The organism is Pediococcus acidilactici (assembly GCA_024970065.1).
In the GTDB taxonomy this organism is placed as follows: Bacteria; Bacillota; Bacilli; order Lactobacillales; family Lactobacillaceae; genus Pediococcus; species Pediococcus acidilactici_A.
In genome coordinates this window covers 788,844-810,040 of sequence record CP103908.1, presented here as the reverse complement: position 1 = coordinate 810,040, position 21,197 = coordinate 788,844, and the positions used below count along the sequence as shown (strand labels likewise).

The following is a 21,197-nucleotide window of genomic DNA, read 5'->3' as shown; positions in this document are numbered from 1 at the left end:
ATGGCAAAAGATAAACGACACCCTTGGTTAAAGGGAATTGTGGGTTCGTGGATCGGATGGCAATCCGTTAAATACGTTAGCCAGCATCCCCACTTTTTAAGAGATTTAAAACATTCTGTCAAAGCCTACGCCCAAGCCATTAGTGATTTTGTGGACTCGTTACAAAGTCTACGCCTAAATATGGCTCAGGTACGAGTAGAGTTAAAAAAGAGTGAAAAGACCCTTAACGAAATTCAACAATCGGTCGACCGTTTCCAATACAAGTTGAAGCCGCGGATGGCAAAAATTAATGAGTTGCAAAACCATCTTAGCAACGAGCTTAACCAAGTACAAAAGGAAGTTGTTGATAAAAAAAGAAAATGAGCCAAATATTTTCTTAAGATTATCCGAAAAAGTTTATCAAAATACTAATTATGTTATGATAGATGCTGAGTTTAACTAATATATTGTTAGGATGTGTGGATTTAATGAAAAAAGTTTTACTTGGATTCGCTAGCATTGCGATGGCTTTTACCTTAGCAGCGTGTGGTAGCAAGACCGTTGCCACTACTTCAGGTGGTAAAATTACTCAAGATGAGTACTACAGTAGTTTGAAGGACACTTCAAATGGTAAGCAAGTTTTACAAGAAATGATTGTTAACAAGGTTCTTGAAAAACAATACGGGGACAAAGTTACCAAAAAGGCTGTTGACAAGCAATACAATACTTATAAAGATCAATACGGTTCTTCATTCAAGGACGTTTTGGCTTCAAACGGGATGACCGAATCTTCTTTACGTAAGCAAATTCGTTCTAACCTACTATTGAAGGAAGCCGTTAAGGACATCGACAAGATTAGCAATTCTGATCTTAAAAAGGAATGGAAATCATACCAACCAAAGGTTACCGTAGCGCAAATCTTAGTTTCTAAAAAATCAACTGCCGAAGACGTAATCAAACAACTTAACGACGGTAAGGATTTTGCTAAGTTAGCGAAGAAGTACTCTACTGATTCTTCAAGCAAGAACAAGGGTGGTAAAATCGCTCCATTTGACGATACCAACACTACTTTAGATTCTGACTTTAAGGACGCCGCATTCAAACTTGACGAAGGCAAGTACACTACTAAGCCAGTTAAGACACAATACGGTTACCAAGTAATCAAGATGATCGACAAGCCTGCTAAGGGTAAGATGTCCGACCATACTAAAGAATTAAAGGAACGGATCTGGAATAAAGACATGAGTGATAGTGCTACCCTTCGTAAAGTAATTACTAAGGTACTTAAGAAAGGTAACGTTACTATTAAGGATAAGGACCTTAAGAACGTCTTAGACGACTACTTAGGTAGTTCTTCATCTTCATCAAGCAGCAAATAATTTAATTACCCGTAATAAAAAGAGGCGAAAAATTTCGCCTCTTTTTTATTTTATACGCATTGGTCGATTCATAGCTTAGCCTTTCCACTAATCGACTAACGAATTGATTACTTAACTTGTGGTTTGTAGAAACGACGCCCGTCCATCCCAAAAATCCGCTCACTGAAATGACCTTCGTCCGTATTCTTTAATGCCCCCGATACCATTTGGATTTGGGCATCTAAATCATCTAACGAATGCAATACTACCGCTTCTAACATGTGTGGTTCAATTGGCGAACCGTATTCGCGCAGCCCATGGTGGGAAACTAACAAGTGGCGCAATAATACCATTGATTCGCCATTTGGATCAATTTTTAATGCTTGCGCAGCTTCCACCACTTCTTCATCAATAATTACGATGTGCCCCAGAAGGTTACCTTCAACAGTGTATTGGGTAGCTACCGGCCCTGACAATTCGATGGTTTTACCTAAGTCGTGTAAAATTGCGCCGGCAATTAATAGCGATTGGTCAATATTTTCGTACTGCTGTGCAACCGCCTTAGCTAGTTTCACGATTGATAAAGTATGGAAAGCCAGCCCGCCTTCAAAGGCGTGGTGATTAGATTTGGCCGCTGGAAAACTGAAAAACTGCTGATCATACTTCTTTAATAGATAACGTACCACCCGGTTCCAATCCGGATTGTTGATTTCAAATACTAATTGCGCAAAAGCTTCCCGTAATTCGCTCGCCGATACGGGAGCTTTTTCAGTATACGTGGTGGGATCGTCAGGTTCTTCTTCCGTTGCTAGACGCATTGCCATAATTTTAACCTGGGGTGCTCCCTTATACGTTTCACGCTTTCCTTTTAAAAGTACCACGCGTCCTGATTGAAATTGTTCAAAATCGGCTGGCTTAGCGTCCCAATAATTTCCGCGAATTTCGCCCGACCGGTCTTGAAAAACTAGTGAGATAAAATCTTTACCAGTTTTAGTTACCCGCTTTTCAGCGTTTTTAATCAAGACAAAAAGTTCCATTTCTTCATCATTTTGAAAATCAATTAACTTCTTAGTCAAATCTGCGTTCCTCCCTTATTTTTCGTTTAAATTCACTACGTTATGCTGGTCGACTAGTTGATAAACTTCCCTTTTCGCTGAGAAATAAATAATTTGAGTTTGCTTAGCAATTTGCTTTAATAAACCAAAAGTCTCTGCCAAACGACGGTCGTCAAAAGCCACAAAAGCATCGTCAATAATAATTGGCAAATCTACCGTATCCGCGAACGCCTGCATAAACGCAAACCGGATGGAAATATATAATTGTTCCAAAGTTCCCTTGGATAATTCCCCTAGTTCATAGGCTTGTCCGGTTTGGTCAATCACGTGGATGGCGTCGTCACTATCAAATTCAACCTGCTGGTAATGTCCGTTCGTGATTTTAGCAAAGTATTCGTTGGCTTGTTGAATAATCAACGGTAGCCGTCCTTTAGTGGCCACCCCCAGCGTTTCATCAACCCACTTTGCCCCTAATTGTAGCGTTAACCACTCGTCAATTAAATCTTTTAGCTCAGTTTCTTCTTCGGCAAGGGCCTGTTGCTCATTTAAAATATCAATTTGGTTCTTTAATCCGGTTAACTCTCCGATTCGCTGGGTTCGTTCATCCATCAGGGCTTGTTCTTGAGCCTTTAATTGTTGTAATTGCTCTGTTAACACCGCTTGTTGTTCTTTTAGCTCAGTAAAGTCCGTATATTTTTGCAATTCCTCTTGGAGTTCGGGGGCGACCGTTTTTTCTAAGTCTCGCAACCGGACCGCCTGTTTTTGCGTTTCGGTCAATTGGGCTAGCCACTCATCAAAATGATCATCCAGCGGCGGAGTTGCCAATTGTCCAAACTTATCTTGAGCTTGCTTTAATTCAGTTTGTTGTTCCCCTAAATTTTGGGTCAAAATTTTGCGGGTTTGCACTTCACTTTGCTGATGTTGAATTTGTTGGATTTGCTTTGTCACCCGTTCAGTAAGTTCTTCTAAAGTTGGTTGGGAGCCGGCCGCATCAATCTGCAATACGGCAGTGGCTGTCCGCCAAAAATCAGCAAGCTTTTCTTGTAAGGTTTGTTGCCGGTGCTTGAGGTCGGCTAATTCTTGTTTAATTTGTTGGTAACTAACTACCTCACTTTGTAATAATACCCATTCCGTTGCTGGCACCACGTCAAAACCAGTCTGTACCCCAACTTGGTGAAGCTTGTCGTTGATTTGTCGGTTATTTTCTTCTGCGGTTTGTAAAGCATCCATTGATTCAGAATCTGGCTGTTCGGACCGTCCAGTTTGCTTAGCAAAACCATAACCGCCCAAAGCAATCACGACCAACAAAATTAATTTAACGATTACGTTAATTGGTAAGAAAAAGTCTACGGCAGCTAAAACAATGCCCACGCCCCAAATCAAATTCACGTTGGCCGCTCTTCCCGTAGTTGTGGAAGTTCGGACAGGTACACTTCTTAATTGGTTAACTTCAGCAGCCGTTTGAGCTTGCTTTTGCAGGAGTTGTTTAACTTGCTTCAACGTTGCCGAATCCATCGGTTTTAATTGATTTAAGTCTACCGAATTATTTTCTTGTAGTTCAGTCAACTGGTTCGTTAACGCGGTCTGGCGTTGCTGTGCCTTAATTAATTCGTCGTGGTTAACCTGCGCAACCGGCAACTTAGCTTGTAAATCAGTTAATTGCTCTAAGTTACCTGGTTTTTGCGGGTTGGCAGGTAACTCCCGCAATTTTTGCTGAGTACGTTGTACATTTTCCGTTAGTTTTCGAATTTGGTCCACTAGCCGACTAACTTGACCTAAGTCTAATTGCAAATCTGCTTTTGAAGCGTTTTGCACCCGTTGCCGCAGAGTAAGAATCTGGTGGTAATTATTCCAGGCGTCTACCAACGTTTGTTGATGACTAGTCTGCTTAGACAACTGATTGATCCGTTGGCGAACCCCTTGCAGTTCCGTGCGATTTTGGTCTTCCAAAGCTTTGGCGCTTTGATAGTCGGGAAGCTGGTCCCGATCGTCTTGTAAATGTTGCTTGGCTTGTTCGTAATGCTTAACTTTCTTGTCCAGTTCACGGGTTCGCGAACTAGCCGTATGCATTTTATCGGCATCTTTTTTCAGGTCTTTTTCAAACTGGATCCATTCTTCACTACCCACGGCGCCCATTCTTAAAATGTGTCGCCTTAAATCGTCGCGGTTTCCCAAATCGTTAAAGTCGTCCAAATCACTCTGGTTGAACCCTAATAGGCGTTCGTATGTATGTTGATCAATTGGGCCTAAAATTTCTCCTAGGAAGTCCGGACTGACCGAGCTTTGGTCAATTAAGTCTTTAATGGTTACCGTACCACCATTTTTCCCCTTCACACGTTCAATTCGATATGGGTGATCTTGGTATTCAATTTCAATTGCACCCCCATAACCAGCCGAACCGCGGCCTTTTTTAGGTACGTATTTCAAATATTTGTTGCTTCCCCTTCCCTGAGCAAACCCAAAAAAGACGCTATAAATAAATTGTCGTAACGTTGATTTTCCTGCTTCGTTCATCCCGTAAAAAACTTGCAAGTCATTTTGTAAGTCAAAGGTTACGTTCTGCCATTTTCCAAATCCGTAGATTTCAATTCGCTTGATTTTCATAATTAATCATCCCCCAGCGCGTTGCGTTGTTGTAGCATAATTTCAACTCGTTCACGAAGCTCCTCAGGATTAAAATTTGCTTGGTAGGCTTCAGCAATAAAGTCTAACTCCATTAACCTGCCCAGTTGCTCTTGAACGGTTTGGGGCGTGAAGACTTGCTGAGCGGCTTGTTGCCAATACGAACGGTCCAATTCCGAGAATACCGGAGTTTGTTCGTCAGCCTTTAACAAAATTCGGTAGACCCACTCTTCTTGGGACTCTAACTGCTTTTGTAGTTGGGTTAGACCTAATCCGTTACTTAACTCCTCTAGAACCTCGGATTCGAGATGGTTGCTTCCGGCCAAACTAACACTCATTAGCTTGAAAGAAGGCGAAGTTTTCGAAGCTACCTGTTGTAAAATCTCTCCCAATACGTGCTTAAAGTCAGCTTCAGGTTCCGGAGTCACCGTTAAACTTTGCCATTCAACTACGTCACTGCGGACAAATTCTACCGTAGCTTGCTGATTAGTTTGCAAAGTGACAAGACTCGCACCTTTGGCTCCGGCTTCATTAATGTGCCGTCCCTGTGTGTTTCCTGCATAGGCAATTACGGGGGCTTCGTGTAAAACTTGACGTTTGTGAATGTGACCTAACGCCCAATAATCGTAATTTTTGCTCAATAATTGATTTAAGGTGAACGGGGCGTAATGAGCTTCACTCGTCCGTAACCCGTCCATACTACCGTGTAGCAAACCTATCCGAAAATCAAACTGACCGTCATTGACCGGATATTCTTCAATTCGTGAATTTACTTCTGCTCGTTTGGCATAGCTAAATCCAGTTAGTCCCACGGTCGAGCCATCCGCCACCGTCAACGCTTGGGTTTCTACTTCTGGCCCAAAAATCGTTACGTTTGCCGGAAAGATGGCTGCTGGAATTTTAGCATTAAGATAGTCGTGATTTCCGTAGCTCAAGAATACTGGGATGTGCGCCTCGTTTAACAGTTCTAGCTGATCAACCGCAAAACTTAGGGTATCAATATCAGGGTGTGGAGTATCAAATAAATCACCCACGATGCAAACAAAATCAACCTGCCGCTCAATTGCCGTTTGGATTAGCTTCGCAAAGGCCGCTTTCGTCGAGTTGACCACTAATTTACGCAACCGGTCTGGAATGTTTTTTAGCCCCCGAAACGGGCTGCCCAAATGCACATCCGCTACGTGCATGAATTTCATCGTTCTTCCTCCTTAATAAACTTGCTCTTATCAAAAATAAGGCTGGAAAAATTATCCTTTACCAAGGAAATTCTTTTCCAGCCTCTTTTTCGTTTTATTATCTTCACCAATTTTATTATCGGTTAACGTTATTCGCCTCACCGACTACCAGACGTGGATCATCACGATTCCATTCCAGAATTAGCCTTGATACAATTCTTGGATAGGTTTCATAATGATTTGATTAACGTCATTAATCAATTGATTGAGACTCCGTTCTTTGTCCATCAAGTCCTTAATCAAGTCTACCTTTTCAATTTCACCAGCGACTTCGTGAACCTTCTTAATTTCGTCTTCGCTTAGTTCTTCGCCGTTCATTTGCTTTTGTTGAAGCGAACTTTGAATATCTTGAAACTTCTTATACAAAGCACTAGCATTTTCATCTTGTTGAACTTTTTCAAAAGATTGTTTCAAATTTTGGTATTCGTTGGTTAGACGGAGCTCTTGTTCCATTTGATTTGCGGTATCATAAATGTTTACAGTCATAGTGCGCCTCCTCTGATTTAACAGTTCAATTATATCATTTAGAACTAATTTTTAATACTGAAATCACTGGCCCATGATAAACTTTTTCGCGTCCTCAAATAATTCGCCAGCCTTTTCTTTAACACCATTTGCTCCCTTCGAAATACTGTCCTTAATGGAAGAAGTTCCATCTTCAATATTATCCCAAAGATTATTTGCGTTACTGTTTCCGTTATTATTTGCCAACGATGACGCTGATTTCACTTGGAAAGTGGTTCCCTTAGTATTTGGCAGAATTTCACTCATTTCAGCCTTGAACATGCTGTTCATTCCTACCCCGGTAATGTTTTCCAAATGGTGGTCCTTGTTGGTGTCATCGAAACCTTCCCAAGTAGCTACTACAACGTCTTTAGTGTAGCCGACCATCCACTTATCCCGGGTAGCTTCCGAATTTCCACTCGTATCAGCTTCGGTACTTCCCGTTTTACCGGCAATCTTATAACCACTTGGTTCGGCCCCGTATCCCGTTCCCGAACTGTCGCCGTACACGCCAATCATCATGCTGGTCATTTCGTTAGCAACTTTCTTGGAAACCACCCGCTTCTTTTCGGGAGTATTGTTAACGATCGTTTTTCCGGAAGCATCGACAATCTTCCGAATGAAACGTGGCTTAGACATATTTCCGTCATTTGCAAAGGCCGTGTATGCTGAAGCAAGTTGAATTGGAGAAACTCCCTTAGTCAAACCACCAAGAGCCATGGCCAAGTTTTTATCATCTTCACTCGGATTAAGACCAAACTTCTTTACATAGTCATAGCCCTTATCCACCCCGATTTTATTCAACAACCAAACTGCTGGAGCATTCTTACTTTGTTCAAGCGCTTGGTACATCGGAATCTTGCCGGAATACTGGTTGTTATAGTTTTCCGGTTTGTAGTGGTTGGTGCCGTATGATTGGAGCTTGTCTTCTAAAATTGAGCTATACTTGTACCCACTAGCGAGTGCCGGAGCATATACCGCGATCGGTTTCAGCGTCGAACCGGGTTGCCGTTTAATTTGGGTAGCCCGGTTATATCCCCGAAAGACGTGCTCACCACGCCCCCCGACGATGGCTTCAACCCCGCCATCATCAGCGTTGACCGCTACTGAAGCAGCCTGGACTTTTGTACCGTCGGTGGCGTTGCTTGGGAAGTTGCTTGCGTTATCAAACGTATCCTGCATTCCTTCCTGGCTGCCTTGGTCTAGATAAGTGTAAATCTTGTAACCACGGTTCATAATGTCAGACTCGGTTAGTCCGTAACGGTTAATTGCTTCGTCAATTACTGCGTCAAAGTAGTAAGGATATTTATAACCATCCTCATTAGAGTAGTTATTAGACGTAACAATTGGGGTTTGAGCATAACTCTTAGCTTGCGCATCGGAAATTTTGCCCGTTTCCGCCATCAAATTCAAGACGACGTTCCGTCGGGAAAGCGCATTTTTCGGGTGGTCATCCGGATTATATGCACTAGGGTTGGTCAGCATTCCTGCTAATACGGCCGCTTGTGGAACCGTTAGTTCGGAAGCACTCTCCCCAAAGTAGCGTTCGGAGGCATCCTGAACACCCCAAACTCCATTACCGAAGTAGGCGTTATTTAGGTACATCGCTAAAATATCTTTCTTGGTATAAACATTTTCTACTTCAATAGATAAAAACAATTCTTTAGCTTTTCGCGTGAAGGTTTGCTGTTGGGAGAGGAAGGCATTTTTCACCAGTTGTTGGGTTAGCGTACTTCCACCCCCAGAAATGTAGTTCCTCCCAAGTACCTTATTTACACCATACATAACGAAGGCGCGCGCGATCCCCTTCACCGAAAAACCATATTCTTTATAAAAATTACGGTCTTCGGTAGCAATCACCGCATTTTGCACGTTGGGCGAAATTTTATCTAAGTCTACCCACGTTCCCTTTTGCGAATATAAGCTGCCCGCTTTCGTATTATGTTTATCGTAAACTAACGTTGGCTGCGATAAAGCCGCCTTTAAATTTTTAACGTTTGCGGTCTTAGCCTGATACGTTAAAACTGCGCTAGCTAAAAAAATAACCGCTAAAACGACAACGATAATCCAGCGGGTTAGTTGATAACGATGCCAGTACTTGTGTAAAAATGGGTGGATTTTTTGCCAAATCCAGCTAAAAAAGCCCCCTATTTTTTGCAGAAATACTTTAATCGCATTCCAAAAATTTTCCATTTAATCATTACCTCATTACAGATTACGATACTGTTGGTATTTTATCATATTCTATAAGGCTTCTTTTGCCTACGAAAGCTTTTTAAACTGGTCTTAATACTTAAAAACGAGAAAACTTCCGCTAGTTACGCTAATTAGCCCCGCACATTGCTTGCAAAGTAGATTCTACTTGAATCCTGACTAAGTTGACCTAACTTTTGGAAAGCTTCCTCGCTTTTATTGTTCCTGCATCAATTCGTTTAATTTTTGATTTAAACTAGTAGCTTCGTCGACGTCCGCGCTAAATATGACTAAAGTGTCAAATCCCGCAAGCGTTCCCCGGATTTCTTCAATATTTGCGTCATCAACTACTGCCGCCACCCGGTTCCCATGGTTCGGCTCGGTTTTTACAATGTTGATAAACTGAACCTGGGTAATTTTAGTCACACTTTCCTGAAAAACTTCTCGAATTGGACTGTTGTCCGGTTCTACTTGTTCCTTAGAATCCATCACCCGATAAGATAAAGCTCCGGTAATATCCGCCTGTTTAACTAAGTGCATTTCTTTAATGTCACGTGAAAGGGTTGCCTGGGTAGTTTTGATCCCGGCATCCGCTAATGCTTGAAGTAACTCCAATTGTGTAGAGATTGGTTTTTCGCTGATTAAATCTAAAATTTTATCGCGTCGTACGTCTTTCTTCATAATTCATCCCCGTCCTAAATCAAATAAACGAAATTATCTTTCGATTATACCTTAACCTGTTTTGTTGTTGAAGCTGTTTAACAACTGCCGTCACCGTTTCTGTCGTGGTCCCACTCAACACCGCTAAATCCTTTAACAAAATTTGAAACGGAATTTGTTGTACCGTTCCCCGTCTTTGTCCATATTCTTTTTTTAAGCCACTTAGTACTTGGCAAACTCGTTGAGTAGCGTTTGAACTGGTTGTTTGTTCAATTAAACTAGTTGTTCGCTCCACCAGTTGCTCCATTCGCTGGGTAAAGGAAACTAAACAAGCATAGTTATGAATAATTACCCGTCGAATTTCTGCTATCGGAACTATGTATACTTCTAAATCAGTGATCGCAATTGAATTATAACAGTATTCTTCACCATTAAGAATGCCCCTTAGCGGAAAAAATGCCTGGGGAGTTAAAAATGATAGATAAGTAAGGTCACCTTCCGCATTTACCGCCGTGACCTTCACGTGTCCGTTTTTCAAAAAATATCCCCGGCTAAACTCCTCACCTTGGTCAAAAAGCCACTGTCCCCGGTGCACCCGTTTAAGTCGTGTAGCTTCACTTAGTCGTTCTATTTCCTGCATGGGTAAATTTCCAAAGTCTGGTTGTGCCAAATAAAATTCTTTAATTTCCGTTTGAATAGTTGGCGAAATCATGAAAAAACTCCTTTTTGTAAATCGAATTAACGCCATCTATCTTAGAAAAATCTGTAGCCAAAGTAACCTGAAGAGAACCGTTTAAAATCCGTAGCTTTTGGCAAAAAAAACGCAATTTGTTCTTTATATTAAATTTTAGTGAGAATACTAAATTTTTAATAATCCCAACCGCCCATTCGTTTTCACTAAAAAAAACCAAGCACTTTCGCACTTGGTTTCCTTTTAACAATATTTAGCGATTTATTTTACATTTCTTCCGGTGCCTTAACGCCAAGCAAGCGCAATGCTTCTTCAAGCACTAAGCTAACGCTCTTAACTAACGCTAACCGTGCTGGCTTTTCAGCATCGTCGGCAAGAATCCGCGAATTTGCGTAGTACTTATTGAAGGATTTCGCTAAGCTCAAGGCGTACTTCGCAATAACTGATGGTTCGTATTGAGCTGCTGCACGTTGAACTACACTTGGGAACTCTTGCAACGCTTTTAAGGTATCCCAAGCATTCGCATCCGTAATCTTCAATTGGTCAGTTGTAACTTCGCTATCAGCCTTCCGAAGGATACTTTCTGCCCGTGCCCGACTATATTGTACGTATGGACCAGTTTCCCCTTCAAAACGCACAACGTCTTCAAGATTAAAGTCAAAGGAGTTCGTCCGTTCATTCTTCAAATCATGGAAGACTACCGCGCCAACCCCAACTTCTTTTGCAACCGTGTCGGCATTAGCTAAATCAGGGTTCTTTTCGTTGATTTGCTTCTTCGCCAAGGTTACCGCGTCATTCAAGACTTCATCCAAGAGGACAACCCGACCTGAACGGGTGGACAATTTCTTTCCGTTCAACGTAATCAAACCAAATTGAATATGGTGGATGTCGTCAGACCAGTCATAGCCCATTTCCTTCAATACGGCCTTTAATTGCTTAAAGTGGTTAGTTTGTTCGGCACCAACCACGTAAAGTGATTGGACAAAGTTATAAGTCCGGTAACGGTAAAGGGCTGCTGCCAAGTCCCGGGTGATGTAAAGGGTGGCCCCATCGGTCTTCTTAATTAAGGCTGGGTTCAAGTTGTACTTTTCCAAATCGACGACTTGCGCTCCGCGGCTTTCTTTTAAGAGGTTTTTATCTTCCAAAATTTGGACGATTTCATCCATCTTATCGTTATAGAAGGCTTCCCCTTTGTAAGAATCAAACGTAATCCCTAATTTATCGTAAATTTGCTTGAAGGATTGCAACGAAACTTCACGGAACCATTTCCATAGGTTAGTAGCTTCTTCGTCGCCATCTTCCAACTTCTTGAACCAGTCCCGAGCAATGTCGTCTAGTTCCGGTTTCTCCTTATCTTCCTTATGGAAACGAACGTAGTATTCCAAAAGTTTGTTGATTGGATCAGCCTTTACATCTTCTTCACTACCCCATAGTTTATATGCGGTAATTAATTTACCAAATTGCGTTCCCCAGTCTCCCAAATGGTTAATCTTGATTGGGTGATAACCATTTTTTTCCATAATTAAGGCTAAGGAGTTACCAATTACTGTCGAACGTAAGTGACCCATAGAAATTGGCTTAGCAATGTTAGGTGACGACATATCAATTGGAACGTTCCCGTTTTGACCATCGTCGTTATCACCATAAGCTGACTTTTGGTCAAGAACCGTTCTTAAGACTTCTTCACCAAAGGCTTGCTTATCTAGGAAGAAGTTGATGTAAGGACCCGCAACTTCAACTTTTTCGAAGTCGCTTTGGTCGATTTTTTCAACTAAATCTTGGGCGATCATTTGAGGTGCTTTACGCAAAACCTTAGCTAAGGTAAAGGTTGGGAAAGCCAAATCACCTAGCTTGCTTTCCTTTGGCACTTCAATCTTTTCATAGATTTCGCTATCCGATAGGTATTCGTTTAAAACTGGTTTTAATGCTCCAACAACTTGATTCTTATAATCCATATTTCCGTCCTTTCTGCGAAAAAAAACGCCCCTTACATCGTTAAATGTAAGAGACGAGATTTCCCGCGGTACCACTCTACTTGATTAAAATAATCCACTTATTTATTTAATTTAATATCCGTAGAATCACGCCTTCATCTCCGCCTTATATCTGACTCCCATCAACTCAGACTCGCTAGGATAACGCTGAAGATTACTACTATTCTACTTATTACTGAATCATTATAACAGAGTATGTTTTGATTTGCTAATTAACTTTTTCAGCTAACTGATTAAGGGCCTCAAATTCATTAGGTGCCAACGTAATGTACGCTGCTTGAATGTTACTTTCAAAGTGTTTAATATTTGAAGTCCCTGGAATTGGTAAAATTACTTCTGAACGTTGCAATAACCAAGCTAACGCAATTTGGCTTGGCGTCGCTAGATGATTCTGGGCAATTTGGTTCAAAATGCTATTTTGGTCTGAAGCTAACTTTCCAGTTGCCAACGGGAACCACGGAATAAACGCCATGTGTTGGGACTCGGCATAGTCAAGAACCGCTTCGTCCCGGCGATCAATTAAGTTATACCGGTTTTGTACTGAAGCAATTTTAGCCACTGCCTGTGCACGTTTAATTTCTTCTACCGAAACTTGGCTCAAACCGATGTGCTTAATTTTACCCTCTTTTTGCATGTCCGCTAAGACACCGACCTGTTCTTCGATTGAAAAACGGGGATCCACCCGGTGCAGTTGCATTAAGTCAATTGATTCCAGTCCTAAAGACCATAGGTTCAATTCTACTTGTTGCCGTAAGTAATTCGGGTCGCCCACGACCGTCCACACGTCCGGACCCTGCCGGGTGAACCCGACTTTGCTGGCAATCATTTTATGTGGCCCTTGGTAGCTCCTTAACGCTTCTTTAAGGTATAAATTTGCGTAGAATGGTCCGTACGCATCCGCAGTATCGATGAAGTTAACTTCACTATCTAACACCCGCTTTGCCACGGCGACCGCGTTGGCTTCGTCGGCACTGGGCCCCCAGACACCGTGTCCAGGTAATTGCATCGTTCCGTACCCTAAACGATTTACCCGTAACTCATCATCAAATTCAAATGTCTGTTTTATCATTGTTTTCCTCCGTTAATGCGATGGTTTCAAGTCTATTATAACCGCGAAAAATCAAATTGGCACCAAAACTAGCCAATTCGCACCCGTTGAAGTAGCGGGATGATCAATCTTTTTGCTAACCCGTTTTAACATGTAAATTAACTAAATTCTACTTTACATTTTTTCCAAACTGGACTAAAATAAATTTTGCAATTGCGAACGTAGTTTAGTGGTAAAATCCAAGCTTCCCAAGCTTGTGTCGCGGGTTCGATTCCCGTCGTTCGCTTTTTTGTATGTTCTGAGAAGGTTTCAATAACGAATCAAAATTGCCGCAATCCTTTGGTAACGCTGGGATTGCGGCACTTTTGATTTTGGGTAGTTATCCATGAGTATCGCGGAAAGATTCCCTCCTGTTCCCAATCTGTCCCCAAACGAATAATTTAAATGTTGAACAATTTTACATATCAAACGCGTAATAAAAACCGCCCGAATTAATCGAGCGGTTTTTTACTCTCTATCATTGTCCTTTAATCTACGCACATATTTAAAAAATGGTGTCCTGATTTAGATTGCGAAGCTATTTCATTTGACGCCAATTAGTGATGTGATCTTTCCAGATATAGTCGAACTCACCAATGACTTCTTCGGGTGTCTTAGGCTTATCACCAGTCAATTCCTCAATATCGTTCGATTTAACATCTAGCAAACCGTCTGCAACCGATTGGTCATTGTCAACCACATCGTTTGCGCTAAATGGCGCCGGTGATTTTGAAAAGACCCCAGACATATCATGAGGAATCCCTAAAGCCTCCAAATAATCGTAATATTGTTCTGGTGTAGCTGGGACGTATTCGATTTTTTGTCCTGAACGCTCACTGATCATTTCTGCTATTTGACGAATAGAAACTGATTCTGAGCCGACAATGTTGTAAACTTTGCGAGTACTTTTTCCAAGAAGTGAAGCAGCCCCTGCCTTAGCACAATCGTTTTTATAAACTAGCGTGGCCTTACCTTCCCCGGCAGTTGTGACCCACCGGTTGTTAGACATAAAGGCTAACATGGCCCGCATTGTCATGAATGTTTCCATATATAGGTTGTTGCGTAAAGCAGTGTAATCGATGCCCGTACTTTCCAAATATTCTTCAGTAGCAGTATGGTCAGGTGTTACAAAAATATGCTTATACGCCGGATTTCTCGCCCCAACAAATGAAGTATAGGTAATGTGTTTAACGCCCATTTCGATAGCTGCGTCGATTGCATTACGGTGTTGCTGAACGCGTTTACCCACGTCAAGACCAGAAATTAAATAGAGTCGATCTCCGCCCTTAAAGGCTTTAAGCATCGATTCCTTATCATTGTAATTAGCTTCAACAACTCGCACCCTCGCATCTTCCCAACGCTTCAGTTTATCTTTGGGTACGCGTTCCATTTTGTAGCAAGTGAACGTCAGCTGATCACCACTGACTTCTTTTAACATCAATTCAGCAACTCGTCCGGCTAACTTTCCATCGGCACCCGTAACGATATATCTCATACTTAACAACCCTTTCACTTTACAAGTTCAATTCATCACAATATTTCCGTTTGTATTGTAACTCTTTTTTGAAACAAGATAAACACGCTCCCATAAGCAGCCCAAAAATTCTTGAAAAAAGTCACGGACAACCAAATTTCTCGAGACACTAAACCCCCGATTCACAAAAATCGGGGGTTTTTTAGGTAGGAGGTATTTCGTATAACTGTCTTTTGTTTTTAAATCTCGTTAACTAATTTAGCGTAATTTATATTCTTCAACACGTTTCGTTTCACCGTAAAAAGTCCGTCTGCACTCATTTTTTGGAGCTCTTGATTCAATGATGAACGGGTCACGTGTAAGATTTCTGAAAATACTTCTTGTGAGACTGGGAATTCAAGCTCAGTTGCTTCGGTGTTTTCCATCGCTGAAATACCACCGCTAATAATCCAGTAAGCAACCCGTTCGCGTACCGTTTTATAACCCAAACAGGTGATCAAACGCTGATTTTCCAGCCCTCGTTTGGCTAACTGGTGGATGTACATTTTAGAAAGTTCGGGATTTTCGAAAATCACTTTTGAAAAATTTTCAATCGGAATCCAACAAATCTGGCATTGGTTAATTGAACCTAAATTGTACGTGGACCGTTTATCTCCCGAGAAATGTAAATATTCTAAAATGATGCTGTTGGGTCCGAAAATCGTTTCACACATTTCTTTACCATATCTAGAATAGATAATCGCCTTAAGATAGCCCTTGAGCACAATTCCAATCTCCGTAATTAGGGTTCCTGGGGTCTTTACGATAATATTTCTTTTGTATTCTTCAATTCGACAATGATTTCGAATTAAGGGATGCTGCAAAATACTTTTCACAAAATCGCGCTGTTCCATCAGGAATCCCTCCTGTCCATCAGTTATTTCAGGGCATCTTCCAGAAAATCACAAACGTCATCGTAATCACGTTCACCATTAAAGCGTTGTAATTCCTTTCCGTCCTTAAAGATGGCTACGACCGGGATTCCCGCAATTTTATGCTGTTCAGCCAACTTAGTTTCGGCATCCACGTCTACGTAATGAATTATAAAGTCATCAGCAAAGTCTTCTTTTAACGCTTCTTCTAAAACTGGATGCAGAGCCTTACAGTGCACACATCTTTCTGCGCCGAATAGGACTAGAACTGGCTTCTCCTGGTTTTCTAAGACAGCTTCGTCAAAGGTAGCAGTGGTCAGAGGCGCAAAGAAGTCTTTATCAACGTCAAACACTTTTTCCTTATTAATTGTATCATCCTCGTCATCCGTAGCCACACATAAAGCAACGTCAGCGTAATATGGCAAAGTTCCTTCTACATCGATAACTTTCTTAGCACCTAGTTTACCAGCGCCTGGAACCCGGTAAGTCGTGTTATCGATTGGCTCAATCGCCACTTCTTCAGGTACTGGTTCTTGCGGCACGTAGTCGTAAGGATAACGATACGCCCGATAAATCATGTTATTTTTAGGTTGTCCTGGATCGGTATGCGAATAATATGGTGAAATCCATTCCCACACGATTTCTTTTTCGTTTGTAATTTCAATTAAGCGCCCATCTGACCCTTCGTCAATCAGCGTGTTACCATTCGGCAACCGTTGTGCCGAAGAAACGTACGGGCTATAAAATTTACTTGCGTCCACTGGGATAGCGTGTCCAAAATCTTTAGGGGTAACTTCCCAAACCACCTTCAAAGTGGTTGGGTCAAATTCAATAATTCGACTGTAGTCCCGGGTGGCGTTCTTTGTTCCAATTGGAGAAGCCGGATTTGGAACGCCATAACCTGCCCACCCCCCATTATCAAAGACTAAGAGGTTGCCTTCGCCAGGTAGTCCTCTAGGAATCATGTGCAGGTGATGTTGCCCAATAATCCACCCTAACTTCTTTAGCTCTGGTGAAGCATTAAAGTCCGGACCAATTCTCCAAACAATCTTTCCCGTATCCTTATCTAAAATGGCTAGGATATTTGCTTCCCGACTGTCAAAAATAATGTTGTTCGGTTTAAAACGCTCGTCTCCAGCGTCGTACCATTTATTTGGTCCCAAGTAACTCATGCAATTAACGTGGAGGTAATCTCCGACGCCTCCATCGGAAGAACGCATGTTAGGGTCGCGGAACAAGACGTTCTTGGCAGCCTCATCAAACCCTAGTTCGTCAAAATGTTCGTTAATGGACCATTGCCAAACGATGTTCCCTTGCCAATCCACTTCATACATAATTTCATCTAACAACCGTTTGTCAGAAATCTTAGGGTTATGGATCGTTTGGTGCCCTAAAATCAACGTATTGCCCGAAAGCGGTTTTGCTTCTTGGCCCGGAACGTAGTAGCCAACCGGGTTGCCCTCCCGTTGGAAATCGTGGTGAGATCTCGCCATCCAGCGGTGATCCCGGCCCGGATCGTCAATCTTTTCAAGTTTGTCAAACTCCCAAACGATGTTGCCGTCATAGTCAATTTCAATCAAGTTAACTCCGTCTTGCATTCCATAATCAGGATGACGGTTCCCCGAAGAACCCATTACGTAGCCACCTTTAAACAATTTAGGCGGCATTGCGTGCATATTCCAACGGCGAACCTCATTTCCGTTCATATCAAATAGTAAAACCCCGTCGTTAATCAGCGGAACGATTGTATAGCCGTTAAAACACTTCTCCGGTTTATAAATTGTGGTCCCGTGCGGGAATACTGAAGGTTGTCCCATGTTATTCACCCCTATTTTTCTAATTCATCAATACTATTAACAACTTTTATCAACTGACCATTTTCGTACAATGCTGCCGCGACCGTTTGGGTAAGTTTCAACTGGTTAAACAAGATGGTTTGGTGTGAAACATCCTGACGGTAGACTTTATATTTTTCTACCAAGGCATTTTCAAACTTGGTTGCTTGGTCAATGTCCTGGGTTTCATACGGATTGAAAAAGATGAACGCCACTTTTGCATTGGAATCGTTTAAAATTTGGTCTAGCTGTTTTTTTTCAGTCAGATAGCGTTCTGCTGCGACTACCGCACAAGCGCCATCTCCGCAAGCTGTAACTACTTGTTTCAGATAATTATCCGTACAGTCCCCGATTGCGTATAATCCTGGCAAATTAGTTTCTTGCTTCTCATTTACGTGAATGTACCCGTGTTCATCCCTTTCAACCACTCCTTTTACCAAACTAGTTTGAGGAGTCATCCCAATAAAGAAGAACACTCCCTTGGTCGTGTGAGTAGTTAATGCTCCAGTTTTTACATTTTTAACAACTACTTCTTCAACTTTTTCGCCCCCTTTAATTTCTGCTAGCGTTGAATTCCAAATAAAGTTAACCTTCGGATTGTTTTTAATATTCTTAGCGGCCACCTCATTGCAATCTAAAACACCTTCATCATGGAGCACGACAATGTTAATTTTTTTGGCAAATTTAGCTAAATATTCGGATTCCTCGATGGCTTGGTCCCCTGCTCCAACCACGAAAATTTCTTGATCCTTAAAAAATTCCGCGTCACAGGTAGCGCAGTACGAAACTCCTTGGCCGACAAACTCTTTTTCACCACTAATATTTAATTCACGCGGAACGGTTCCTAAGTCTAAAATTACCGTTTTAGCTGTAAAATCGCCCCGTCGTTTCGTTGATACCACGAAACCTCCCTCACTAGGTTGCACCTTGGTTACCGTCGTGCGCTTTAATTCCACGGTCTCCCCATCTTCGGCGTGTTTTTTAAAGGTCTCCATTAGGTGGCTTCCAGAATCTAACTCAATCCCTGGGTAATTTTTAACCTCTGCCGTTTCAGTAATCCGTCCACCGTAACCACTTTTTTCAATTAAAAGGGTTTTTAATTCGGCGCGCCCGGCATAAATTGCCGCCGTCAAACCACCCGGGCCCCCGCCGACGATTAATACATCATATTCGTTACGCATTTCTCGATACTCCTTTGATTCCTATTTTTTCTGGATTACTTTGCTTTTCCCGTTTAAAAACCCATAAGAAACAAACTAGGGTAAGCAAGATGCAGTAATAACTGGAAGCAAAAATCTCAAACGGATTAACCCCCACCTTGCCGTAACCGGTTACATTTATTTGATTAATTAACGTAACCGCACCCATTACAAATGCACTATTAACGGGAATGATCGCCGTCACCGTTGTTGCTGCCCCAGTTAGTAGATACGAGCGCTTGTTGGGTGAAATATTTGCGCTCTGGCCGATTTGGTCCGCAACGTTGCTAAATAACAAAATTGCTGGCAGAACACAGCCCGAAAGCAAAATATTAATTACCCCAATGGTGAGCACCAAAACTAACTCCGCGCCCATCGGGGACTGAATAACCTTCTTTTTTAAAATCCATTCACACAACATATCCAAGCATCCCGACTCCACGGCCACCGCAATCATGCCAAACAATAATATGGAAGAAATAATAATATCCGTCATGCTGAATGTTCCCGTAACTAGGATTCCGAGTAGTTCGTGCTGCCGATTAACCCTTAAAACATCTCCAATCTGGAAGCTTCCTAGGACCACCCCTAAAACCAATCCGATTACCGTAGCATACGATAGACCTAAAAATAAATCTTTCTTAATAAAGCTAACCACTAATAAAATTACAATTGGTATCAGCATAAATAGTCCCTTGCCGTCGGCATTTTGGTTAATTACTGCCAGTTGAACTGGATTAATGGCCGCGCCGGTAGAGCCAGACATGTAAAATAAAATTGCACTAAGCAACGCAACTACGATTAAATACGGGCTCCGAGTCTTCATTACGCCTTGTAAGTCAGCGGACTTGTGGGTCTGCTTATCATGCTGTGTATCAATGGTGGTATTAATCACCTGCGAGCTGGGCGACATTGCATCTCCAAAGAAAACGCCACTCAAAATTGCTCCTACTAAAACTGCGGCTTTCGCTCCTAACATAATCCCTGGTGGGTAAAAGATTGGCACCACCGCAAATACCGCCGCAATGGGTGCCCCAGTCCCCATGGAGATAATTGTGGAGGCGATAAACGTAAAAACCACGAAACCACTTCCGGTAATTCCCATTTGGGTACTCAACCAAACAAATCCACTCCCAATGTTGCCCACCGTCAATAATTTAGTGAACAACCCAATTAAGATGAAGGTAAAAATCAATTTAGAGTTGCCAAATTGCGCTAACCCTTTAATAATTACTTTCCAATACTTAGCCTTCTCTTTTACAAAGAAAAAGTCCGCAAAAAGACCAATTATCGAAGCGACGGCCAATCCCTTCATTGAATATACTTGGAAAAAGATTGCTAACCCGGCGCTAACAATGATGTAAACCACAATGGGGACCATCCCCATTTTTTTACCTCCATAAAACGCAATCTCATATCCTTGCTCACCACCCTTTAAGCTATTCACTTCACCAACCTCTTTTCCGATAAAATCCGTGCGTAAGTTTGATATTTATTTCACAATTAATTTACCAAAATTTCGGTCAAAAAACTGTTCGCTACCCAACAGTTCCTCAAATAAAGTGATTATTTTTGTGCGTGTACAAAAAAATCCCTCCCACCATGGGAAGGGATTCAATTAATATTAAATTTTGGAGATGGTTACCGCTACTCTAATGCAAATCGTCCACCAAATCACACTACTTAGGAGACTGTAACCAACGAATTTGTTCCGTCGTAAATCCAGTGTACTTAATCGTTAATTGATAAACTTTCCGAATCTCGCGCACCACTTCTTTCAAAGATTCAAGGTTATAAGGGGTCACCCTTCGCAGAGGAATTGAATGTGGCCGTCCGTTCTTTTTATGAACAATGAAAAAGAAGTTATAACAATCGTCAAACTGGTCGTCGACAACGTTAATTGCATAATATGTATTCGGAATTTTTTTAAAATACCGTTGAATTCGCTGCAAAATCACCTTAGCATCCTGATCCATTTAAACTAGCACTTCCGCATTAAAAACCGTAAACTGGCGAACCACCATTTGGCCGCGTTGGTTAGGCCGCACCAAAGCCATTAACGCTGATCCAGGTCGTGCTTCTTGGAAAAAACGCAACGCGTGCGTATGAATCAGCATATTGTATTTTCGTTGTCGGCGGTCCGTCAGCTGAAACCACATTAAAAGTGGCGAGTAACTGACAATTTTAATTGACGAAGTAATAATTCCGCTTAATTTTTGCATAACCATCACCCTCATTAATATATTGGCTTAATTATACAAACACACGTTCGTATTTGTCAAATTTTCTAACCTAAAAAAAGGGCCTCTCAGAATCTAAAATTCTGGAGAAACCCTTAATTTTAAAACCGAATCCAAAGCTTTCGCCAAGCTAGCTCAGTTATCAATAACTACCAGCTTC

18 protein-coding genes and 1 tRNA gene are annotated in these 21,197 nt (G+C 41.8%); 3 read left to right on the top strand and 16 right to left on the bottom strand.

Going from position 1 to position 21,197, the window contains the following annotated elements:
* Window positions 1–363 carry a chromosome segregation protein SMC gene (locus tag NYR25_03705; protein UWF34507.1) on the top strand — a complete coding sequence of 121 codons (363 nt, stop codon included), beginning with the start codon at window positions 1–3 and terminating at the stop codon, window positions 361–363.
* A gap of 104 nt (window positions 364–467) precedes the next feature.
* The gene (locus NYR25_03700; protein ID UWF34506.1) at window positions 468–1,358 is read left to right on the top strand and encodes a peptidylprolyl isomerase; all 891 of its coding nucleotides are present in this window, start codon (window positions 468–470) and stop codon (window positions 1,356–1,358) included.
* A gap of 107 nt (window positions 1,359–1,465) precedes the next feature.
* Here NYR25_03700 and NYR25_03695 read toward each other — a convergent pair whose 3' ends face one another.
* The 9 genes from NYR25_03695 to NYR25_03655 all read right to left on the bottom strand — a co-directional run bounded on the left by NYR25_03695 (window position 1,466) and on the right by NYR25_03655 (window position 13,360).
* Window positions 1,466–2,413 (bottom strand): HD domain-containing protein, encoded by a 948-nt coding sequence (locus tag NYR25_03695; GenBank protein UWF34505.1) that lies wholly within the window; start codon window positions 2,411–2,413, stop codon window positions 1,466–1,468.
* A 15-nt stretch (window positions 2,414–2,428) separates the two neighbouring features.
* Entirely contained in the window at window positions 2,429–4,996 is a 2,568-nt protein-coding gene (locus NYR25_03690; protein ID UWF34504.1) for an AAA family ATPase, read from the bottom strand.
* 2 nt (window positions 4,997–4,998) lie between these two features.
* Window positions 4,999–6,210 (bottom strand): DNA repair exonuclease, encoded by a 1,212-nt coding sequence (locus NYR25_03685; protein ID UWF34503.1) that lies wholly within the window; start codon window positions 6,208–6,210, stop codon window positions 4,999–5,001.
* 180 nt (window positions 6,211–6,390) lie between these two features.
* Window positions 6,391–6,735: a YlbF family regulator gene (locus tag NYR25_03680; GenBank protein ID UWF34502.1), complete on the bottom strand. Its 345-nt coding sequence runs from the start codon at window positions 6,733–6,735 to the stop codon at window positions 6,391–6,393.
* A 63-nt stretch (window positions 6,736–6,798) separates the two neighbouring features.
* Complete coding sequence (locus NYR25_03675) at window positions 6,799–8,946, bottom strand: PBP1A family penicillin-binding protein (protein UWF34501.1); 2,148 nt, start codon at window positions 8,944–8,946, stop codon at window positions 6,799–6,801.
* Between the two features lie 216 nt (window positions 8,947–9,162).
* Window positions 9,163–9,627: an ArgR family transcriptional regulator gene (locus tag NYR25_03670; protein UWF34500.1), complete on the bottom strand. Its 465-nt coding sequence runs from the start codon at window positions 9,625–9,627 to the stop codon at window positions 9,163–9,165.
* Between the two features lie 19 nt (window positions 9,628–9,646).
* The gene (locus NYR25_03665; protein ID UWF34499.1) at window positions 9,647–10,318 is read right to left on the bottom strand and encodes a Crp/Fnr family transcriptional regulator; all 672 of its coding nucleotides are present in this window, start codon (window positions 10,316–10,318) and stop codon (window positions 9,647–9,649) included.
* A gap of 245 nt (window positions 10,319–10,563) precedes the next feature.
* Entirely contained in the window at window positions 10,564–12,252 is a 1,689-nt protein-coding gene (argS, locus tag NYR25_03660; GenBank protein ID UWF34498.1) for an arginine--tRNA ligase, read from the bottom strand.
* A gap of 247 nt (window positions 12,253–12,499) precedes the next feature.
* Window positions 12,500–13,360 (bottom strand): aldo/keto reductase, encoded by an 861-nt coding sequence (locus NYR25_03655; GenBank protein ID UWF34497.1) that lies wholly within the window; start codon window positions 13,358–13,360, stop codon window positions 12,500–12,502.
* Window positions 13,361–13,554: 194 nt separating this feature from the next.
* Here NYR25_03655 and NYR25_03650 point away from each other — a divergent pair.
* Window positions 13,555–13,625 (top strand) — tRNA-Gly (locus NYR25_03650).
* Window positions 13,626–13,916: 291 nt separating this feature from the next.
* On the opposite strand, the gene NYR25_03645 is transcribed toward NYR25_03650, so the two are convergent.
* From NYR25_03645 to NYR25_03615, 7 genes are all read right to left on the bottom strand, one after another.
* Window positions 13,917–14,873, bottom strand: a complete 957-nt coding sequence (locus tag NYR25_03645; GenBank protein ID UWF34496.1) for an SDR family oxidoreductase — start codon at window positions 14,871–14,873, stop codon at window positions 13,917–13,919.
* A gap of 218 nt (window positions 14,874–15,091) precedes the next feature.
* Window positions 15,092–15,745, bottom strand: a complete 654-nt coding sequence (locus NYR25_03640; GenBank protein ID UWF34495.1) for a Crp/Fnr family transcriptional regulator — start codon at window positions 15,743–15,745, stop codon at window positions 15,092–15,094.
* A 23-nt stretch (window positions 15,746–15,768) separates the two neighbouring features.
* Window positions 15,769–17,580 (bottom strand): aryl-sulfate sulfotransferase, encoded by a 1,812-nt coding sequence (locus NYR25_03635; GenBank protein UWF34494.1) that lies wholly within the window; start codon window positions 17,578–17,580, stop codon window positions 15,769–15,771.
* A gap of 11 nt (window positions 17,581–17,591) precedes the next feature.
* Window positions 17,592–18,779: an FAD-dependent oxidoreductase gene (locus tag NYR25_03630; GenBank protein UWF34493.1), complete on the bottom strand. Its 1,188-nt coding sequence runs from the start codon at window positions 18,777–18,779 to the stop codon at window positions 17,592–17,594.
* The gene (locus tag NYR25_03625; GenBank protein UWF34492.1) at window positions 18,772–20,244 is read right to left on the bottom strand and encodes a hypothetical protein; all 1,473 of its coding nucleotides are present in this window, start codon (window positions 20,242–20,244) and stop codon (window positions 18,772–18,774) included. Before NYR25_03625 ends, NYR25_03630 begins: the two co-directional genes overlap by 8 nt.
* Window positions 20,245–20,476: 232 nt before the next feature.
* Window positions 20,477–20,773 carry a hypothetical protein gene (locus NYR25_03620; protein UWF34491.1) on the bottom strand — a complete coding sequence of 99 codons (297 nt, stop codon included), beginning with the start codon at window positions 20,771–20,773 and terminating at the stop codon, window positions 20,477–20,479.
* Window positions 20,774–21,019 carry a hypothetical protein gene (locus NYR25_03615; GenBank protein ID UWF34490.1) on the bottom strand — a complete coding sequence of 82 codons (246 nt, stop codon included), beginning with the start codon at window positions 21,017–21,019 and terminating at the stop codon, window positions 20,774–20,776. It lies immediately after the preceding gene.
* Window positions 21,020–21,197 lie beyond the last annotated feature (178 nt).